General features: G+C 33.8%; 7 protein-coding genes. 3 read left to right on the top strand and 4 right to left on the bottom strand.

The window, feature by feature from the left end; translation table 11 throughout:
- Positions 1-172: 172 nt before the first annotated feature.
- A complete protein-coding gene (locus tag Q4Q40_RS20060) occupies positions 173-6,229 on the bottom strand; it encodes a DUF8693 domain-containing protein (protein WP_303303800.1) in 6,057 nt (2,018 codons plus the stop codon).
- Positions 6,230-6,438: 209 nt separating this feature from the next.
- Positions 6,439-10,101, bottom strand: a complete 3,663-nt coding sequence (locus Q4Q40_RS20055) for a T9SS type A sorting domain-containing protein (RefSeq protein ID WP_303303799.1) — start codon at positions 10,099-10,101, stop codon at positions 6,439-6,441.
- Between the two features lie 722 nt (positions 10,102-10,823).
- Here Q4Q40_RS20055 and Q4Q40_RS20050 point away from each other — a divergent pair.
- From Q4Q40_RS20050 to Q4Q40_RS20040, 3 genes are read left to right on the top strand one after another with little or no spacing between them, the layout of a single operon-like run.
- The gene (locus tag Q4Q40_RS20050) at positions 10,824-11,279 is read left to right on the top strand and encodes a hypothetical protein (RefSeq protein ID WP_303303798.1); all 456 of its coding nucleotides are present in this window, start codon (positions 10,824-10,826) and stop codon (positions 11,277-11,279) included.
- Between the two features lie 18 nt (positions 11,280-11,297).
- Positions 11,298-13,025 (top strand): tetratricopeptide repeat-containing sensor histidine kinase, encoded by a 1,728-nt coding sequence (locus tag Q4Q40_RS20045; protein WP_303303797.1) that lies wholly within the window; start codon positions 11,298-11,300, stop codon positions 13,023-13,025.
- Positions 13,006-13,731, top strand: a complete 726-nt coding sequence (locus tag Q4Q40_RS20040; protein ID WP_303303796.1) for a LytR/AlgR family response regulator transcription factor — start codon at positions 13,006-13,008, stop codon at positions 13,729-13,731. The genes Q4Q40_RS20045 and Q4Q40_RS20040 overlap by 20 nt, the downstream gene beginning before the upstream one ends.
- Positions 13,732-13,950: 219 nt before the next feature.
- On the opposite strand, the gene Q4Q40_RS20035 is transcribed toward Q4Q40_RS20040, so the two are convergent.
- Together Q4Q40_RS20035 and Q4Q40_RS20030 are read right to left on the bottom strand one after the other, a co-directional pair.
- Positions 13,951-17,523, bottom strand: a complete 3,573-nt coding sequence (locus tag Q4Q40_RS20035; RefSeq protein ID WP_303303795.1) for a hypothetical protein — start codon at positions 17,521-17,523, stop codon at positions 13,951-13,953.
- 31 nt (positions 17,524-17,554) lie between these two features.
- Positions 17,555-19,381: a hypothetical protein gene (locus Q4Q40_RS20030; protein WP_303303794.1), complete on the bottom strand. Its 1,827-nt coding sequence runs from the start codon at positions 19,379-19,381 to the stop codon at positions 17,555-17,557.
- Between the last annotated feature and the right edge of the window lie 129 nt (positions 19,382-19,510).

Raw genomic sequence — 19,510 nt, 5'->3', positions numbered from 1 at the left:
AATCGTTTGTCGTCCAGAGCACAGCGAAGCATCTTTAAAGGATCTCATTAAGAAATACCCGCTCAGGATTGAAATTCAAAACCTTTTATTTTTATTTAATGTAAAGACAGTGAGATTCTTCACTTCGTTCTGAATGACACGAACCCCTTTTGCAAAGTATTTTGGAAAACTATTATTTAACTAATACTTTTTTAGAAATGGTTTCTGCTTCTGTTTTCATTTTGATAATATAAGTACCAGTTATAATATTAGGTGTTTTATTTTCTATATAATTTTTATTGGTTTCTGTGTTAAATTCATAAATAGATTGCCCTAAAATATTATATACTTCTATAGATTTAATTTGTTTTAAAATAGGGTTATGAACAATAATACTCTCTTTTTTATTAGAGAAATATACTTGTAGGTCCTTATTTTCAACAGAGTCTACATCTAGCAATGTATTATTATTTGAGAATGTTATTTCAAAACGTTCTAAATGCTCACCCGAGGTTAAATAAACTTCATAATCATTTTGTTGTAAGTCATGATATGTATTTAGCTCCTTATCGTGTAAATAAATGTTTTGATTGCTATCGATATTTTTTAATTCATCAATTTTTATTGTGGCTAAACCTTCTGTGTTTATTTTCACACCTAAGGGAAGTATTTGTTCTTTATTAAAGTTATTAACTGCCTGAATGATTAAGTTGGAATTATTAGCATGCCAATACATGTCTTCACTATTAGATTCAATAAGCTGCGCATCATACCCTATATCAAATCCGTTGGATGCGTTTTCATCAATGCCAACAAGTAATTGACGGTGGTAACCATCTGGAGAATCAAACATTAGTCTGATTTTTTCTCTTGGATCTGTTTCTTTATGAGTTGTAGCCGATTTTCCTTTAGAATTAGTCTTAAGGAATAAAGATCCAGTATTTGATCCAGAAACGACCTCTTTTTGGAACACACGTTGGCTGTTTCTAAAAGTGATAGTTCCACCATTAACTGGTAATGTTATGGCAGGATCGTTTGGATCTCCAATTAAATTAGCATCTAGTACCGCGGACACAAAAAATCCCTGACCAACTGGAATATACCTTTCTGGCAGTTTTGTACCTACGCCTCCAGTAGCATCAATTCTCACATCATTTGAAATAGAGAGCGCACCTCCCATTAATGTATAAATCGCATAGCCTCCTTGATATGAGTTTAATACATGTGTGTTAATAGCAAAATGATCCCAAAAATAGAGCGCACCATTAATAATATTTTCTGTTGCATTTGAATAATTACCACCTTCTGTAACACTAAGATGATCTAAAATAAAAGTATTGGCATCAATAGCCGATGGGTAAGGGTTTCCAACTAAATAATCATTATCCTTACTTAGTGTTAAAGTAATATCTCCATTATTTGGTTGTCCTAGTAATTCGTAGTTTTGGTCTGGAGTTGCTGTACCAGGACCTTTCATAGTGAATCCTTCTCCAGGTGATACTGTTCCTGTACTTCTAATATGTTGCCACTCAGAATAGGTATCACTTACTCTATTGGCATATTTCCATATCCAATAATCTGCAACAGCAACAGGTAGAGCTGTACCATTATACCCAGAGCCCAGAAAATTAATATTATTGAATACATTAGGCAAGGTGTAATTTGTATTACTTGTAGGAGCAACAGGCGAAGCCCAATAGTTATATAAATAGGTATTAGAAGTGCCTTGTTGGTCTCTTTCTAAAGTCCCCGTACTTGTAGCATCAAAATCACTACCTGTAGTTTGGATTAGCTGAGATTCCCCTTCTAAATCTATAGAACCATCAAGTTTTAAATAGTGAGTTATGGTTAACCCATGTCCTGTATTTAAGGCTGTATTACCATTTATGGTAAGTTCGTTAGAATTGGACAGTAATGCCAAAACATTTAAATCTCTGTCAACAGAAATATTATGATTAATTTCAACAATATTCCAATCTACATTTGTTCCATTAATTGTCGTGTTAGGGATGTACTGTACGCCATTATTTAACCAAGTGGCAGATACATCCCAATCTGTATTGGCGTTAGAAATAAACGGTAGGGGCGTTGTTTGATTTTCTATTGAACTGGTAGGGAGGTTGTAAAGTCTTCCGTTTTGTGTTGTGTTTGAAGATTCATTTAAGACACAATTGCCTTTTATGTGAGAAAATGGATAGTATGCTAATAAATCTGCTGAGGGTATACTACTCGTTTCGTGCTTAGTTACTGTTTGAGGAATTATAGTACCATATACATTTCCTCCAGAAACTTCAATTTCCTGATTCATAACAAATCTAAGTTGATCTACAGTTAAAGCACGATTCCAAATTCTTAACTCATCCATTTCACCCGAGAAAAAATTGCTTGGTGAACTTCCAGAAGCACCAATTAGGAAACTTTCTGAATTGGCAACAGGTGACGTACTAATATTAGCAGTTCCATCTTCTATGCCATCGATATAAATTTTAGTGGTTGTTCCGTTATAGATTACAGCAACATGGTGCCATATATTTTGAGGCACACTATTAGTTGATGTTACTGTTTGTGTCCCAGAATTAAAATTCATAACTAAGTTCCCAGAACTATTAATACTAAACTCGTAACCAGCTGCGCTTCCTTTAGAAATTATGGTTCTATTATTTGTGTTGCTTTTTATCCATGCAGAGATGGTGAAATTTCCAGTTAAATCATTATTGTCTCCAAGATCAATATATCTCGTAGTACCATTAAAACTTAAATGGTAAGTATCTTGGTATTCTTCAGTGGTACCTAACGTAAAATATTCTGCATTTTCAAAATTTATTCCTGTAAAGGTTAAAATATCTGTAGTTGCATTGTAAGTACCTGCAATATTTTTGTAATTATTAAAACTTGTATTATCTGCTATTAATAACTCTAAATTTGCTCCTTGGGTATCTGTGATAGGTGATGTGCTTAAATCAAATTCTAATGTAACCGTTCCTGGATCATTAGTACTTTCCCTAACAATCCATCTTCTTTCTAAAATATTTGTTGATCGTATAGGAAGACTTGAAGTGGTTAACGCTATATTATCGCCATTGTTACCAACCAGTAAATAACTTAAATTAGTATTTAAAGAGCCAGATTCTGCTTCCATTGTTAAAATGGGTTCTGGTATCACATTAACACTTTTAGATTTTTGCTGTAATAAGTTTGAATCGTCATCTCTAGCAATACCAAAAACATTATATCCATAACCAGCATTTAGAGCGCCATCCCAAAGTGTACTACCATCAGAAGCTATATAATCATAGCTGGTTCCTGCGTATCCAAATGACGAAGACGTATTGGTTGCAGTGTCCCAAAAAGCATCATTTGACCCTAGCGTAACACCATATTTTATGGATAAATAGGATTCTACTTTTTGTTGCTCTGTAGCATTTAAGTCTCTATCGTACATTATAATTTCTGCAATGTCTCCATTATAACGATAACCAGAACCAGAATTTGTACCACTCCTTCTTGCTCCAACTAAAACATCTGTTACAGAGTTTCCTGTAGAAGTTCCATTATTTACATCGGCAGGATCAAGCACGCCATTAACATATGGAGATAGTCTGGTAAGGCTATTACCAGTATTAGAAACAATACCAGTTGTAATTTTAGGTTCATTTAAGGCGTAAATTGTTCCCCAGCGTACGGCTTGATTGCCTCCTTGTCTTCCTAATGTATGGTGTAATACACGATCTGTGGTACCAAACCAAACTTGATAGTTACGTGTTGAACTATTTGATTTACCAAATACAGTTCCTGTAGTTGCCCCAGCGGTAACAACCACAGTAATAATGGTCATTTCATCTGTGTTTGGTTGCAGGTCTAACTGGGAAGGGTTCCCTAAATTATAAAATGAATTTCCAGAAAATCGTAAAATAGGATTATAGTTAAGTCCAGAAGTAACATATTCAGCATCTGCTGTTCCTTCAGATGTTCCAGTAAATCCATTGGTAGATTGATCCGACCATGAATCTACATCTGTTCCTGTTAAAGCAATACCTTGGTCTGCACGTAACCATAATTGTAAGTTAGAACTAACATTTCCTGGCGAATTAGTCAGTAGTGCAGAACCTTGTACAACAAAAGTATATGGATTTTCATCACTGTCATCATTAGCAATAGAAATAGTTGCTTGTAGATTTGAACCGACTATAGTGGGAGCAAATCTAACAACGAAAGTTACATCTCCACCACTGGCAATACTGCTAGCACTTGGTTGTGTTAAAATAGAAAATGCCGCATCACCACTAATAGCAACTAAAGGGGATCCTCCAGTTAGATTTAAAGTAGATAGCCCTGTATTTTGAATTGTAAAAGTATGATCAATTGTTGTTGAGGTAATGGTTGCTCCAAATTCGGTATCATCACCAAAAGCAGGCGTGGTATCTCCTGAAACAATATCAATTGAGTTTCCTTGTATATTTATTTCTGGAGCTGGTGTAAATGAAGACCCTTGTATTACAAATGTATATGGGTTTTCACTACCTGTGGCATCATTATTATCAATAGAAATTGTAGCTTGTGCATTAGTGACATCGGTTGTAGGAGCAAACCTAACTACGAAAGTTACATCTCCACCACTGGCAATGGTATTAGCACCAGGCTGTGTTAAAACAGAAAAGGTAGCATCACCACTAATGTCTACTATAGGCGTGCCTCCTGTTAAATTTAGGGTAGCAGTACCAGTATTTTGAATGGTAAATGTGCGATCGAAAGTTGTGGAATTGGCAATAGAACCGAATTCGGTGTGATCTCCAGCTATAGGCGTGGTATCACCTGAAGCAATATCGGTTAAATTCCCTTGGATATTTATTTCTGGAGCAGGTGTAAATGATGACCCTTGTATCACAAAAGTATAAGGATCTTCACCACCTGTAGTGTCATTATTATCAATAGAAATTGTAGCTTGTGCATTAGTGATATCGGTTGTAGGAGCAAACCTAACTACGAAAGTTACATCTCCACCACTAGCAATGGTATTAGCACCAGGCTGTGTTAAAACAGAAAAGGCAGCATTACCACTAATGTCTACTATAGGCGTGCCTCCTGTTAAATTTAGGGTAGCAGTACCAGTATTTTGAATGGTAAATGTGCGATCGAAAGTTGTAGCATTGGCAATAGAACCGAATTCGGTGTGATCTCCAGCTATAGGTGTGGTATCGCCTGAAGCAATATCGGTTAAATTTCCCTGGATATTTATTTCTGGAGCAGGTGTAAATGATGACCCTTGTACCACAAAAGTATAAGGATCTTCACCATCTGTAGTGTCATTATTGTCAATTGAAATTGTGGCTTGGGCATTAGTGACGTCGGTTGTAGGAGCAAACCTAACTACGAAAGTTAAATCTCCACCACTGGCAATAGTATTAGCACCAGGCTGTGTTAAAACAGAAAAGGCAGCATTACCACTAATGTCTACTATAGGCGTGCCTCCTGTTAAATTTAGGGTAGCAGTACCAGTATTTTGAATAGTAAATGTGCGATCGAAAGTTGTGGCATTGGCAATAGAACCGAATTCGGTGTGATCTCCAATAATAGGTGTTGTATCTCCAGTAGCAATGTCGGTTAAATTTCCTTGAATATTTATTTCTGGACCAACTATTAGTGTTCCAGTTATTAAAACATCATCAACGGCAAAATCACTACGATAATAATTTCCAGTATTTGAAGTTATTCCATGAAACCTAATTTGAACTGTGCTACCAGTGTAAGCAGAAAGGTCTATTGCAGAAGATAACGAGTTACGCCATGCTGCTCCATTACTAGATTGTTGCTGTCCTGATATTGTAAGCAGGGTTGTCCAACCTCCTCCATCATTAATATCGATATTTAAATCTCCAATATTATTTCCATACATATGATAATAAAAGGAAAGTGATGGACTTGTATATCCTGACAAATCTATTGAAGGACTCGTTATTATTGCTTCTTTAAGAAGAGCATTGGCTCCAGAAGATTCAACATAGGTAAAAAAGTTTCCTGAATTGGCTGCACTTGGTCCTGTTCCTCCAGATGGTGTGCCTGAAGAACTTGGGACTCCATTTGTGTTTCCTCCTTCCCAATTCATATTACCAGTTGGACTTGATAGTGTCCAGCCATTAGTATCTACATCAAAGTTTGTTTCAAAATCTTCAGAATATATTGTTTGGGAAAATGTGCTTATAGAAATAAGTAAACCTATTATATAGGTTATTGTTTTTTTTTGAGAGACCATTTTTTTTGTTGTAAGTGGTTGATTTATAGCTAAGGGGCAAATAAATTGAGTTCAAATATATATGTCGGATCGATTAAATGCAAAAAAAATCGACGAAATGAATATTTGGTATAACTTGTTGATTTACAGATTATTAAAAAGAAGGATTTTTCAACAAATCCATATTTTTGTAGCTGTATATTTATTGCCTGTAAGAGTAAGTTTATTGATTAATATCGAATTATTCTTTTTAGAACACTATTTCCTGTTTCTATATTTAGAATTTTTATTAGGTAAATGGCTTCTTCTAAGCTACTTAATTTGGGGATTTTAATAATTCCATTGTTGCTCAAAAGTATTTTGTTGAACATAAGTCTTCCATTTAGGTCAAATATTTTGATATTAAATTCTCTATTATTAAAGTTTTGAGGTAGTTTAATCTCAATAAAATTATTAAATGGGTTTGGAGATATTGCCGTATTATCAAGGTTGGAATTATCTATTTCCAATGTCGTTTGAGCAATGCCATCACAATCTTCGTCAATGGCGTTATTAAATATTTCAGTTGCATCTGGGTTGATATTAGGGTTCCCATCATTACAATCAGTATTATTTATAGCGTATCCAGAAGGAGCGGTAGAGCTGCATAACATGACACTAGTTGTAGAACCAAAACCATCTAAATCGCTATCTATATAGTATAATAGACCTGTATCCACTGTTAAGTTTAATACTTGATTGGCTGTACAACCATCATTCACAATAGTTGTTGCTGTTTGATTGGTCGTATAATCTGTACCAAACCATGTATAGGTTTCTCCTGAACAGATGGTTTCGTTAGTAATGACATCTGCAGGTTTCGGTGTTACTGTTAAGTTTAATACCTGATCCGCCGTACAACCATCATTCACAATAGTTGTTGCCGTTTGATTGGTTGTATAATCTGTACCAAACCATGTATAGGTTTCTCCAGAACAGATAGTTTCGTTAGTAATGATATCTGCGGGTTTCGGTGTTACTGTTAGGTTTAATACCTGATTTGCTGTACAACCATCATTCACAATAGTTGTAGCCGTTTGATTGGTCGTATAATCTGTACCAAACCATGTATAGGTTTCACCAGAACAGATGGTTTCGTTAGTAATGACATCTGCAGGTTTCGGTGTTACTGTTAGGTTTAATACCTGATCTGCCGTACAACCATCATTCACAATAGTTGTTGCTGTTTGATTGGTCGTATAATCTGTACCAAACCATGTATAGGTTTCTCCCGAACAAATGGTTTCGTTAGTAATGACATCTGCAGGTTTCGGTGTTACTGTTAGGTTTAATACCTGATCTGCTGTACAACCATCATTCACAATAGTTGTAGCTGTTTGATTGGTTGTGTAATCTGTACCAAACCATGTATAAGTTTCTCCTGAACAAATAGTTTCGTTAGTAATGACATCTGCGGGTTTCGGTGTTACTGTTAGGTTTAATACCTGATTGGCTGTACAACCATCATTCACAATAGTTGTTGCTGTTTGATTGGTTGTATAATCTGTACCAAACCATGTATAGGTTTCACCAGAACAGATGGTTTCGTTAGTAATGACATCTGCGGGTTTTGGTGTTACTGTTAGGTTTAATACCTGATCTGCTGTACAGCCATCATTCACAATAGTTGTTGCTGTTTGATTGGTTGTATAATCTGTACCAAACCATGTATAGGTTTCACCAGAACAGATGGTTTCGTTAGTAATGACATCTGCGGGTTTTGGTGTTACTGTTAGGTTTAATACCTGATCTGCTGTACAGCCATCATTCACAATAGTTGTTGCTGTTTGATTGGTTGTATAATCTGTACCAAACCATGTATAGGTTTCTCCTGAACAGATAGTTTCGTTAGTAATGACATCTGCGGGTTTTGGTGTTACTGTTAGGTTTAATACTTGATTGGCCGTACAACCATCATTCACAATAGTTGTTGCTGTTTGATTGGTTGTATAATCTGTACCAAACCATGTATAGGTTTCACCCGAACAGATGGTTTCGTTAGTAATGATATCTGCGGGTTTCGGTGTTACTGTTAGGTTTAATACCTGATTTGCTGTACAACCATCATTCACAATAGTTGTTGCTGTTTGATTGGTTGTGTAATCTGTACCAAACCATGTGTAAGTTTCACCCGAACAGATGGTTTCGTTAGTAATGACATCTGCAGGTTTCGGTGTTACTGTTAGGTTTAATACCTGATCTGCCGTACAGCCATCATTCACAATAGTTGTTGCTGTTTGATTGGTTGTATAATCTGTACCAAACCATGTATAAGTTTCACCAGAACAGATGGTTTCATTAGTAATGACATCTGCAGGTTTGTTAGGTTGCGTTACAGTGACTATTGCAACACAAGAGTCTGTGTTTCCAGGGTTTCCAGGGTCTGTAGCTGTTAATGTTACATTATTTGCACCAAGATTAGCACAAGTAAAACTGGATGTATTTATAGATAAATTACCAACGCTACTGCCATCATTTAGTTCTGCAGCCGTAATCGTAACATTACCAGCTCCATCTAATAAGGCATTAATATTTTGACAGGATGCTATTGGAGTAAAACCTGTAATTTCAACGTTTTGAGTCTGTTTATAATAACCACAAGTACCAGCAGTATAGGTTACAACGTAATTTCCAACTACTGAATTAGAAACATCAATAACTCCTGTAGTACTATTTATTGTTAAACCAGAAGTACTGGAAAAACTTCCCCCAGAAACTCCAGTGATACTTGGAGTAGGGTCACTACCATTAGTAGTATAGCTACTTGAACTATAAGTAAACTTTGCGAAATCATTATAATGTGTATCAATATAATCAAGTATTACGGCAGCATAATCTTTAGCAAAAGGTACTAAGGTTTGTGGTCTTGAATCAAAAAAGTTGCCTTTGTAAGTCCCTAAATCCCTAACACGTCTGTTTACTTCACTCATTATACCGTCTATGCTTCCGCTTCCTCCAGTTCCGTCACTAGCAGCAGGTCCAGAACCATGTCTTAAGTTATTGTAAAAATCGCCAGCGAAATATGAGTTACTAAATGGTCTGGTATCGTCGCAGCTATCAGATGCACCGCTATCAAAATTACTTGGAATAGCTCTGTAACCTGATGTTACACCGCAACCAGAGCTTACATTATTATTGTAGAATGTAGCAGTAGTCGCTTTTAATTTAGCACCTAAACTTTCACTACCTCTTACTAATTCTTCATGATTTAATAAGCCTAAATTATTAGAAACAAGGTTTTTAATTGTAGAGTTATTAATAATAGAGGCTCCGTTTAAATTTGAGCTGTTTAATTGAGAAGACGAGATATTATATCCCAATTCAACTCTTGCAATAGAGTGACTTTGCCCGTGTAAATCTATATAAAGACCTTTTCCCCAATTAGCTTCGACTGATGCACTTGCCTGGTCAATAAAACTGTGCCAGGCGTTCCAATGATCCATGGCGTCTGAGTCTCCGCAAGTCGCTTCATTTATTTCCCGATTAGGATCTAGTTTTGTTCTATGTAAATTATTGATAATAACATGTGCATAGCAACCTGTTTGATTAAAAATTTCTTCTTGAATTTCTCTAACCAAAATTTCAGTATTGTCATCCCTTTCATTAGTTCCACAATTCCTATCAGGTAAAGAAGCATCGTTGTCTGGATAAAACACACCTCCAATGGTGCTTCCAGATTGTTTTACGCCTCCATGAGGTGCAGATATAATTATAGGTAAATTACCTGGAATATATTCTATATATTCTCTGGTGTCTCCAGGACTTTGTTCAAAAAAGGTTGAAACACCAGGTGTTTGAGCGTTTGTGTAATAAGCAATTAAACAGATTAGTAAGTAAAATAGTCTTTTTTTCATAAATCATTGATTTTGAGAGAAATTTTAATTAGATAAAATCATGGGGGCTAATATAGAATATATACTATCAAAATCATCGATAAAGTGTATTTAAATCCGATGAAATGCATTTATTTTGATTTTAAATACCTTATGTATTGCAAATCAATAATTTAGTGTTTTTTAAAAAAGTAAGAATTTAGATGAATAATTTATATAATGTAAATTTTAACCCACATTAAAAACTAATTCAATTTAATTTTGTATTCTTTTTCTTACTCGATTGCGTCAAATTTAAATGAAAGGCTTATTTTTTTGTTTAAAATGGTGTAAAATTAGACTGAAATCTTAGATTTTATTTTGTAGTGAAGCGAGAGCGGATTGAACTATGGTTATGACTTATTAGTCCATACTTATTGTGTAGCAGGAAAACTCAATTTTAAGAAGTCTATAAGATGTATTCAGAATTGTAATTTGAACTCTTTCTTATTTTTAACTGAATCTTGTTTTATTACTTCGCCCTTTGTAGTCGATCCCTATTTATTGGGTTTAAGGATTCCTGAAGGTTTAATACCTTTTGTTTTTTTACGTAAAGAAAAAAATCATGCTGCTCTGTAGTGGGGCAGTCTATTTTATTTTATTGTGATTTGAATGTAGAAGAGATGTCATAGTTGCATTTATACGATTAGGATTATAATTTTTATATTTACGAGAAGTTTAACTACGTAAATATAGAATTTATCATGAAAGAAGCCCCTGAACACAACGTAATATCATGTAGGAAGTATCCATTAAAATCAAGTTTCGTATACGAATTTTATGATGATGATCCTTTTGCTTCGTTTACTAAAAAATCTTCGGATGACGTTAATGATAGTGAAAAAACCTTTTGTACAGAAATAATAGTAATGATCCCTAAAAAGGTTGATCATTTTGATGCTATTGTTAGAGATGTGAAACGAATTGGAAATACTGATGTTTATGCCAGGAATATTGCCATAAAGTGGTCAAGTACTGAAATTCCTTTGACAGGAAAACAAAATATTTGGTTAATTCAGATTGCATATAAAAGTAGTGTCGCAAAAGAAAATGGGATCAAAGTATTTTATGAATATGACAAACCAGGAGTTGGAGAAGTTGAAACCACAAGAGGAACTGTAACCACCTCTGCCGATCCTGTAGTTGGTATTCCTAAGTAAGCATAGTTTCTTATACAGATGTACAGGATACTATTAAAAAAACAATGTCTCTTTCTTTTAGGAAGTATGTATAGTTTTCTCCTTTTTGGAATCGAAAAACAAGCAATTGTCCCGATAGATCAAGAGTTGAAAAAGCAATGTTACCATTGTTCAGAGTCTATGACTTTTTATGATGATAGAAATACATACCATAAGTTACACGTAGCATTCTCTTCAGGTAATATAGACAAAGCTTTTGGATTATGTAATGAGTTACTGGGACGAGATATTATAGAAAAACCAGAAGCAAAGTTTTGGCTATATACTATAAAAGGACGTATCCTTAAAGAAAAAAAACTATACCCGTTAGCTATAAAAGCTATTTCTAAAGCTATTGAAATAGGCAATGCCAATAGGATTTTATATGTAAAAGAGTCTTATGCTACCCAGGGGCAATTATATTATGAGCTCAAAGAATTTCATAAAGCAGTCACTATTTTAGAGCAATGGAAATCCACCCATAATGAGAACGATATAAACTGGAATGCTAACCTACATAATTTAGGGATATGTTATTTACACTTAAAATCTTATGCTAAAGCCTCAGAGAATTTACTGGAAAGTTTGGCAATAAATGAGAAACGTGGTGATACCTTAAACATGGCAAAATCTGCTATGGATATTGGCAATCTATATTATGAGCAGTATATGGATAGTATAGCTATCCCGTATTTTGAAAAAGGGTTGAGGTATGCAAAAAAAGCAAAAGATCTTAAAACATTACAAAGTGCTTATTTAAATATGTCTGTAGTAGAAGAGAACAGAAAGCAGTTTAAAAAAGCCCTGAACTATAGAAAAGAAGCTGAAAAAGTAAAAGATTCTATTTGGAACAGAGATAAGATCTGGCAGTTAGCAGAGAAAGATAAAGAATTGATTGTACGATTGAATGAAGAAAAATTGGTGAAAGAACGTTTAAAACGTCATGGTGCTTTTGTTATTACGTTTTTTAGTTTATCTGGTATTGTTTTTGTGCTTTTTCTGGGTATGAAACTCAGAAAAAAGAATCGTAAAATCACGCTTCAAAAAAAGAAGGTTGATGCGCTCAATACGACCAAAGATAAATTGTTAACCATTCTTTCTCATGACCTGAAAACTCCTGTACATTTTTTAAGCAATAAATTATTATCTTTAAGTACAAAAGATAGCAAAGAGCAACTATATTTTGATAAAGAGATACAGGGATGTTACGGTATTGCTGCTAATACTAGTTTATTAATTGAAAATACCTTGCAATGGGCACTAAATAATAGAAATAAACTTTTGTTTAAACTTACTGTGATACATCTGGAAACGATGATCGATCAGGTGCTGTATTATTTTAGACCAGTTATAGCTTTAAAGAAGCTCAATCTTAATATTCAAATACCAGAATTCTGTACTGTAATCGGGGATAATAATACATTAAAAATTGTATTTAGAAATATTTTTGATAATGCTGTTAAGTATATCCCAGAAGAAAGAACGATTAGAATTACTGCCAAAGAAGATAACGAAAGTATACTTTTAATAATAGAGAATCCAATTCCAGATAAAAAAACAAGTTCAAATACCTCGGAGTCTTATAACTCTACAGGGTTAGGACACCAGTTATGCAAAGAATTTGTTATAAAAAATGGAGGTGTTTTTGAAGTTTCAGAAACGTCCTCTTTTATCCAGATATCACTGTCTCTAAGAAAAAAACATCAGGATGAATATATTTCTGTTTGAAGACGATCAAGAAGATGTAGAGCGTTTAAAAACAACGCTTCATGTAAATTATAATCTCATCATAGCTAATACTATTGAGGATGGTATAGAAATGATAAATAATGTCTCTTTTGACATTGCTATTTTAGATATTTTTATTGATGGAAAGCCTAAAGGAATAAATTTAGCCAATACCATTAATACGTTAAGCCCAAAAAAGCCTATTATATTCCTAACCAGTAGTTTGGATAGAACCGTTTTTGAATGTGCTAAATATACAGAACCTAGTTCTTATTTAATAAAACCTTTTAACCCCTTAGAATTACAATATGCAATAGAATTAGCTTTTGAAGAATTTACCCAGCAACCTGCAGCATTTGCTACTACTAATGGGGTTATACTTCAGGATTATATTTTTGTAAAGTCCGATAAAATCATTTCTAAAGTAAATATAAAGGACATTATATACGTAGAAACAGGTGCTAATTATTGTGATTTGGTTACCACAGATCAAAAATATTTAGTTAAGATTTCATTACAAAAATTACTCGATGAAACCTTAAAACCATTATTTATACAGGTACATCGCAACTATGGAGTAAACATAGATATGATTAAGCATATTTATTTACAAGACAATTTGATTATTATGGAAAACGGTAAAAAAATTACCTTAAGTCATCGTTTTAAAAGTCAAATTTTAAAGACCATGAATCTTTTTAAATAATGAGATACCTCCTCAAAAGTGACGCTTCAATCTTCAAACAAAATATATTTTGTTTTCGATAGCCTTCTGATGACACTAGCTTTTTGTAAACATAGGATGACACAATTTCATTATTTATATGCACAAATTAGTCATTATCAATATTTAATATATCGAACTGACATTTTTAGTCTAAAGAGCATCTAAATACTCTTTAGACTAAATAACAGGTAGTCTTTCCTATCCTAAAACTAAATTAGCTTCACTTTTTGAACTACTATTATCAACCGTTTTGTTTCCTAGTATAATACATTGCTGACCCATACCGTAGAATCCAATTAATCCCATTTTTATTGTGAACATATAAGGATCCTTTGCAAATGGAGACATAATTCTATTTAAATTCCAACAAGCATTTGTAATAGCCACCGTTACACTTTGTAATGTAACACCATAGCCTAAAGGGGCAAATGTTGTTACCAGACCAGCGACCCCCAAAGTACAATCAATAAATTTGGTAGCATTGGCCCAAACTTTCATTTTAGGGTCGGTTTCTTGCCTGTATGTAAATACATCTACAAGTTTCTCTATAATAGTTATACCATAGATTACTTCGCCCATAACTTTGTCCCAACGTTGTTCTGTACTTTTAATTAAACCTGAGGCAAAATTTGGAGCTGTTGTTGTATAGAAGCAAATACCGTGTAATATAGAAGTCGATTTAGAATTTGGTGCTGCTTTCTTGGCTATGTTTAAACCAATAAAAGCAAAACTACTACAAAAGGCAGTAAGTCGCAGAGCTAATATAAATCCTTTTTGAAGAGACGTTAGATCATCATCGGTAGATTGCGTTTTAATACCATCTGTTTCTACAAGTTTTCTTGCTTGTGGACTATTGCTTACTACTGAGATGTTTAGTACATCTTGTAATTGACTCCAGGAAGATGCAGAAATTAATGCTCTTGTAGTACTGTTATCTGGAAATGGCACTTTGTTTTCAGAAATTTTATATAATAGTGTTGTAGGAATAGCGAGTGCTAAACATACTGCATCTAATAAAGATAGATTGTTTCCTGTAATTTCCTTATACAACCAGGATAATACAGGTATTTCAATCTTAGCATCTAAAATGTCTAATACACCTTGCATTAAAATCTTAATAATATCTATGGCGGTATCTACCAGATTTTCTACGCTTTCAATTAATATATCTGCTATAATAGCGATACTTCTTTTTAGAATTTCACCAATAGGTAAGGTGTCTACTTGATTAATAACTTGTGTTTTAAGAGTATTGTAAGCATTCTCAAAAATGTCTCCTTCAGTTTCAATTGCAGAAGCCAAGGTATTTAAGAGGTCTTCTAATTGATCTGTTACACCATTTATTATACTTGCATTGGTTTTAGATTTTGCTGCACCATTATTTAGATGATATGTTCCGTAGTTAGATTGTGGATCGTCTTTTCCAGGACAGCTTCCAGCAGCTGCAGATTTTTCTGAAAGATTTCCTATTGTTGTTTCAAGTCCAGCCCAACTATCTATACGACTTTGTAGATTATCAAATATAAGGTTCGTATTCTCTTTAAGAACATCTATTTGATTTACAGAATTCTCTATACCTCTTTTAAACACATTTTTTAAAACATCATGTGTTCTTATAATATCATTCCACTTAAATAAGAACCCTATCCACTTAATTAAATCTTCAATAAATACCTTAATCTTATTGAAAACAAATTCTATAGCACTTGCTATAGTATGGAAGCAGTCTAAAACAAAAGTATATAAGACTTCTCCAATAGTAATAAAGAAATTCGCTACGCCATCAATGACTTGTACAAAGAAGTTTTTTACATCATTTAAAGCGTCTTTAACCCATCTAAAAACGTCTCCAGCTGTAGCCGCAATAGCATGTCCAATATCATCTGTTTGAACAGCCGCAGAGCGAAGTGCAAACTTGTTTGTTTGGTTATTTTTTTGGATGCCAAAATGTGATAATGCATCTTCACCTGAATGGTATGAAGAACCATTGGTATTAAAAGACATTCCCCAGATAGTATGGTCTGTAGCTACAAAACTGCTAGCACTATAAGACGAAAGAACAGCATGTCTTGTTTTGGCTCTTCCTTGAATGTTTCCATCTTGAGGAACATTTTTTGAAGCTGCTACAAATTGTTGAATTGCTTGAGCCGTAGCCGCTTTGTCCTGAGCAGAAATACTATTAGAAACTAGCTTTTGAGTAGTCCCGTCTGCATTGGTAACAACCACATTTCCCAGATCATCTCCAGATTTAATGCTTTCCATAATCTGCATCATTTTTATCATTGGATTTACATTAACGGTATCTGGAGCACCTACTAATTGAAGGTTATAACATACACCACCAATTTCTTGAGTTTCTTGGAGTATTGTTATAGTACCTGTTTCGTCTGTAATAACACGGTGAGGAACTGATGGAGAAAGAATGGCAAATTTATTATTAATGTATACCGATACTGGGCTAGTTGATGTAATATCAACATGTTGATTACTTGCTACTAAATTATCTTCTCTTGATACTTGTATATGAGTGGTGTACGTATTAAAGGATAATACGTCATTAATATCTGTTGGAGGTAACGTAATATTTCTCTGTTCCCACATAGTGGTTGTAGGGTTTTGAATGAGTTTTACTAGGTTAGCTCCATCTGTATGAGCAAAAATTACATTAGTGGAATTTTCAGGGTTCAAGTAGCTTGCAATTTGTGTTACTTCTGTTAAGATAGGAATTGGAGTAGACCAGGCTGCTGGTTCTGTTTCGCTTCCTATGGCACACTTTGTATAAAAAACCTGTCCTTGCTTGTTAAGTCCCCAAACAATAATGTCTGAACTATTTGCATTTGCATGCAATTCTGTAACGTTTAGGAAAAGATCATTTTGTAAAATCATTTGACTAGCATCTCCATCTTCTTGCTTGTTGCAAGGAAAATAATGTAATGCTTTGTCTCCAGAAACAAATAAAGCAGTTCCGTCAGGGTTATTTTTTACAGAAGCCATTGCACTTGCACCAGTAGGTAAGGTTAATCTACTTGGGTTTGCAGGTATGGCAGGGTTAAATACATTGTATAATGGTGTATAAATTAATTCTGTGATATTATTAATTTGTCCCATTGTATAGATGCCTTCAACCAATTGATCTAATTTCTTTCCAAGACAACTAGAAATTGTATAGGCATTTAAATCGGCAGATAAATCATGTCCATTCCAAACTTGTCCTGTAATTTTTTTATCTGGGTCAAGGTAGTATCTATTTACAAATGTATTGGAATTACTAGGGTCCTTAAGAATATCTACGACAATATACTCTGTATTGGTACTTTCTGCAATGTATATATCACTTACTTCAACTTTTGGATGGGGATGCGACTTATCATCATATGCTTGTACAGACCAAATAAGATCTGAAGCCCAAGTAGCATCTTCGTTAACTAGATTTAAAGCGGTATAGATATAATCTTGATTTTTTCCTTTAATAGCTATAACAATATCTATATTATTAGTAGTTATATTTTGACCAACTTGAAATGTTTTTACAGCTATTTTTATACCTCCATTAAATTCACTTAAGCAAGAAGATAAGTCTGTTTTTATCCATCCACTATCAGAACCAGGTACTTCTCTTGTTAAGTAAAGAACATTATCTGTTCCTATAGAGAAAAATAATGAGTGCCCTTCTTTGGTTTGAAGCACTTGAAAAGCTTTTTGAGGAGACATAATGTCTGCCTGCTTATTATTCTCCATCAATTCTGATGAAGCATTAATTTTAATATTCATATTGTTTAGAATTAAGTTATAAGAAATATATTTACGATACAGCTTCTGGGGTTTTAATTGTAGCAGCAACAGATGCAGCAGCTTTAAGAGCAGATCTTTTGGCTATCATTTTAGTTGATGGTTCTACATAAGTTACGTCTGTAACCAAATCTTGACTGTTTGAGAATTTAGCATTCTTAAATACAAATGTTTGACTTCCTGGAAACACCCAAACTCCAGATCCGTTTAACATGCTTTCTATTCGATTTTTATGACCAGTCATAAAGTTTTTCATCCAGCCTTGGGTTGTATTTTTCATAGTCTTTATTAACCCGTCAATAAACCCTAAAGTTGCTATTTTTGACCAAAGATTTGGATTCATATCATCCGATAAGTCTTTAATTTTAGGAGTTCCTCCTGTAACTGTTAAGTTTCCATAACTATTTACTCCAATAGTGTATACTACGGTGGATTTAAACTTTGAACAGTTTCCTTCAACTATAACTCCCCAGCCACCGTTTACATGTAACCATACTGTTGCTGTAGTAACAGTCCTAATTGTTCTGCCTTCTAAATAAACATCTGTTTTTAGATTATAATTGTAGTCTATATTTCCCCAATTAGGAATATGAGTATCACTGGAATGAGATTTCCTGGAAAAATTATAAGTTAAAATTCTAGAAGTTCCATCATTTACAACTTGATAAAATTGTGGACTTGTTTCTTTTTTATACCCCCATTTGAACTTTACAGATATAAAGTTTGCATGTACATTACAATTAGGAATAATACAAGCTGATTTTAGTGTTGGAGATAATACTGTGCTAAGGAAATTAGTAAATATTCCTTTTTTAATAGCCATTGCTCCATGATAATCGGTTTTTTTTGCTTCATCTACCCAATTCCATTCAAATTGAACAGGTGCAGGCATCTTATTGTATTCTGTCATTACCAACCAATTTAAGGTATACATATCGTACGCTTTAGTTGCATTTCCTTTGCTATCTAAATATGGAGAAATCATAAAGTTTAAGTCTGTAGGAGCAATAGAAGATGAGTCTCCTGTACAAGAAGGCTTAATTGAATACCCTAATAAATAATTACCGTCTGGATTTGTACTAGATTTACTGTTGTTTTGCATATTCTCAAAATATTTGTTTAAGAATATTTTTGTTAAATAAATGTATACATCACTTGTTGGGGAAAGGTTTTTAATCTCTGGCGTAGATTCTAATCCAGCAGTATTTAGGTTTAAGTACAATTGCTGAACGCTAAACATGGATCCTGGACAAAGGTTTTTAACTTGGCTTTGTACATCTTTTGGTAAATGAGAAAAGACACTGTCATTTCCGTATAAATCTAAATCTACTGTAAAGCGAAATATCCATGGAGCAGCTCCTCCTTCTTGAGATAAGTTTATCCAATTCCCTCCACCATATCCTCCTGGCGTTAAATTAACAACTTGAAATTCTTTACAGTAAAGATGATACGATACCGAAGAGTTTCCTTTGTCTAGTTCTATAATATTTGGTAAAGAAGAAATAGGAAAAGTAGTTGGTAATCCCATTTTTGTTTTAAATCCGAAAGCGAAAAAATTAGCAATTAACTTTTTAACTTTTTCATCATCCATCGACGCATCATTAGGAATATCAAAAGGGTCAAAACCTAATGTTTTTTTATAAGCATCGTAGTCTGTTTCAATATAATTACTTTGTCCTTTAGGAACATCTTTTTTGTAAACATAAATTTTTACAAATTCTTGACCATCGAATTTTAATAAAAATTGTTTCATCGTAGCATTAATAGACGCTTGTGTTGTGCCTACGACCATATCGTATCCGTACTTACTTGCTGATAAATTAGATTGAACTGCACTCATAATTGTTGATTTTATTTAAATTAGACTTTATTCTTAAATGGTTTTAATCGAAAAGAATTCCCCTAGATTTTGCCTTGAGCCTGCCAGCAAAGGCAGGGATGAGATAGTTGGTTTCAAGAAATTCTTTAT

The sequence above is a fragment of the Flavivirga jejuensis genome, from assembly GCF_030540765.1.
Taxonomy (GTDB): Bacteria; Bacteroidota; Bacteroidia; order Flavobacteriales; family Flavobacteriaceae; genus Flavivirga; species Flavivirga jejuensis.
The sequence above is the reverse complement of the archived record's forward strand: the minus strand, read 5'-3'. Positions and strand labels throughout refer to the sequence as shown.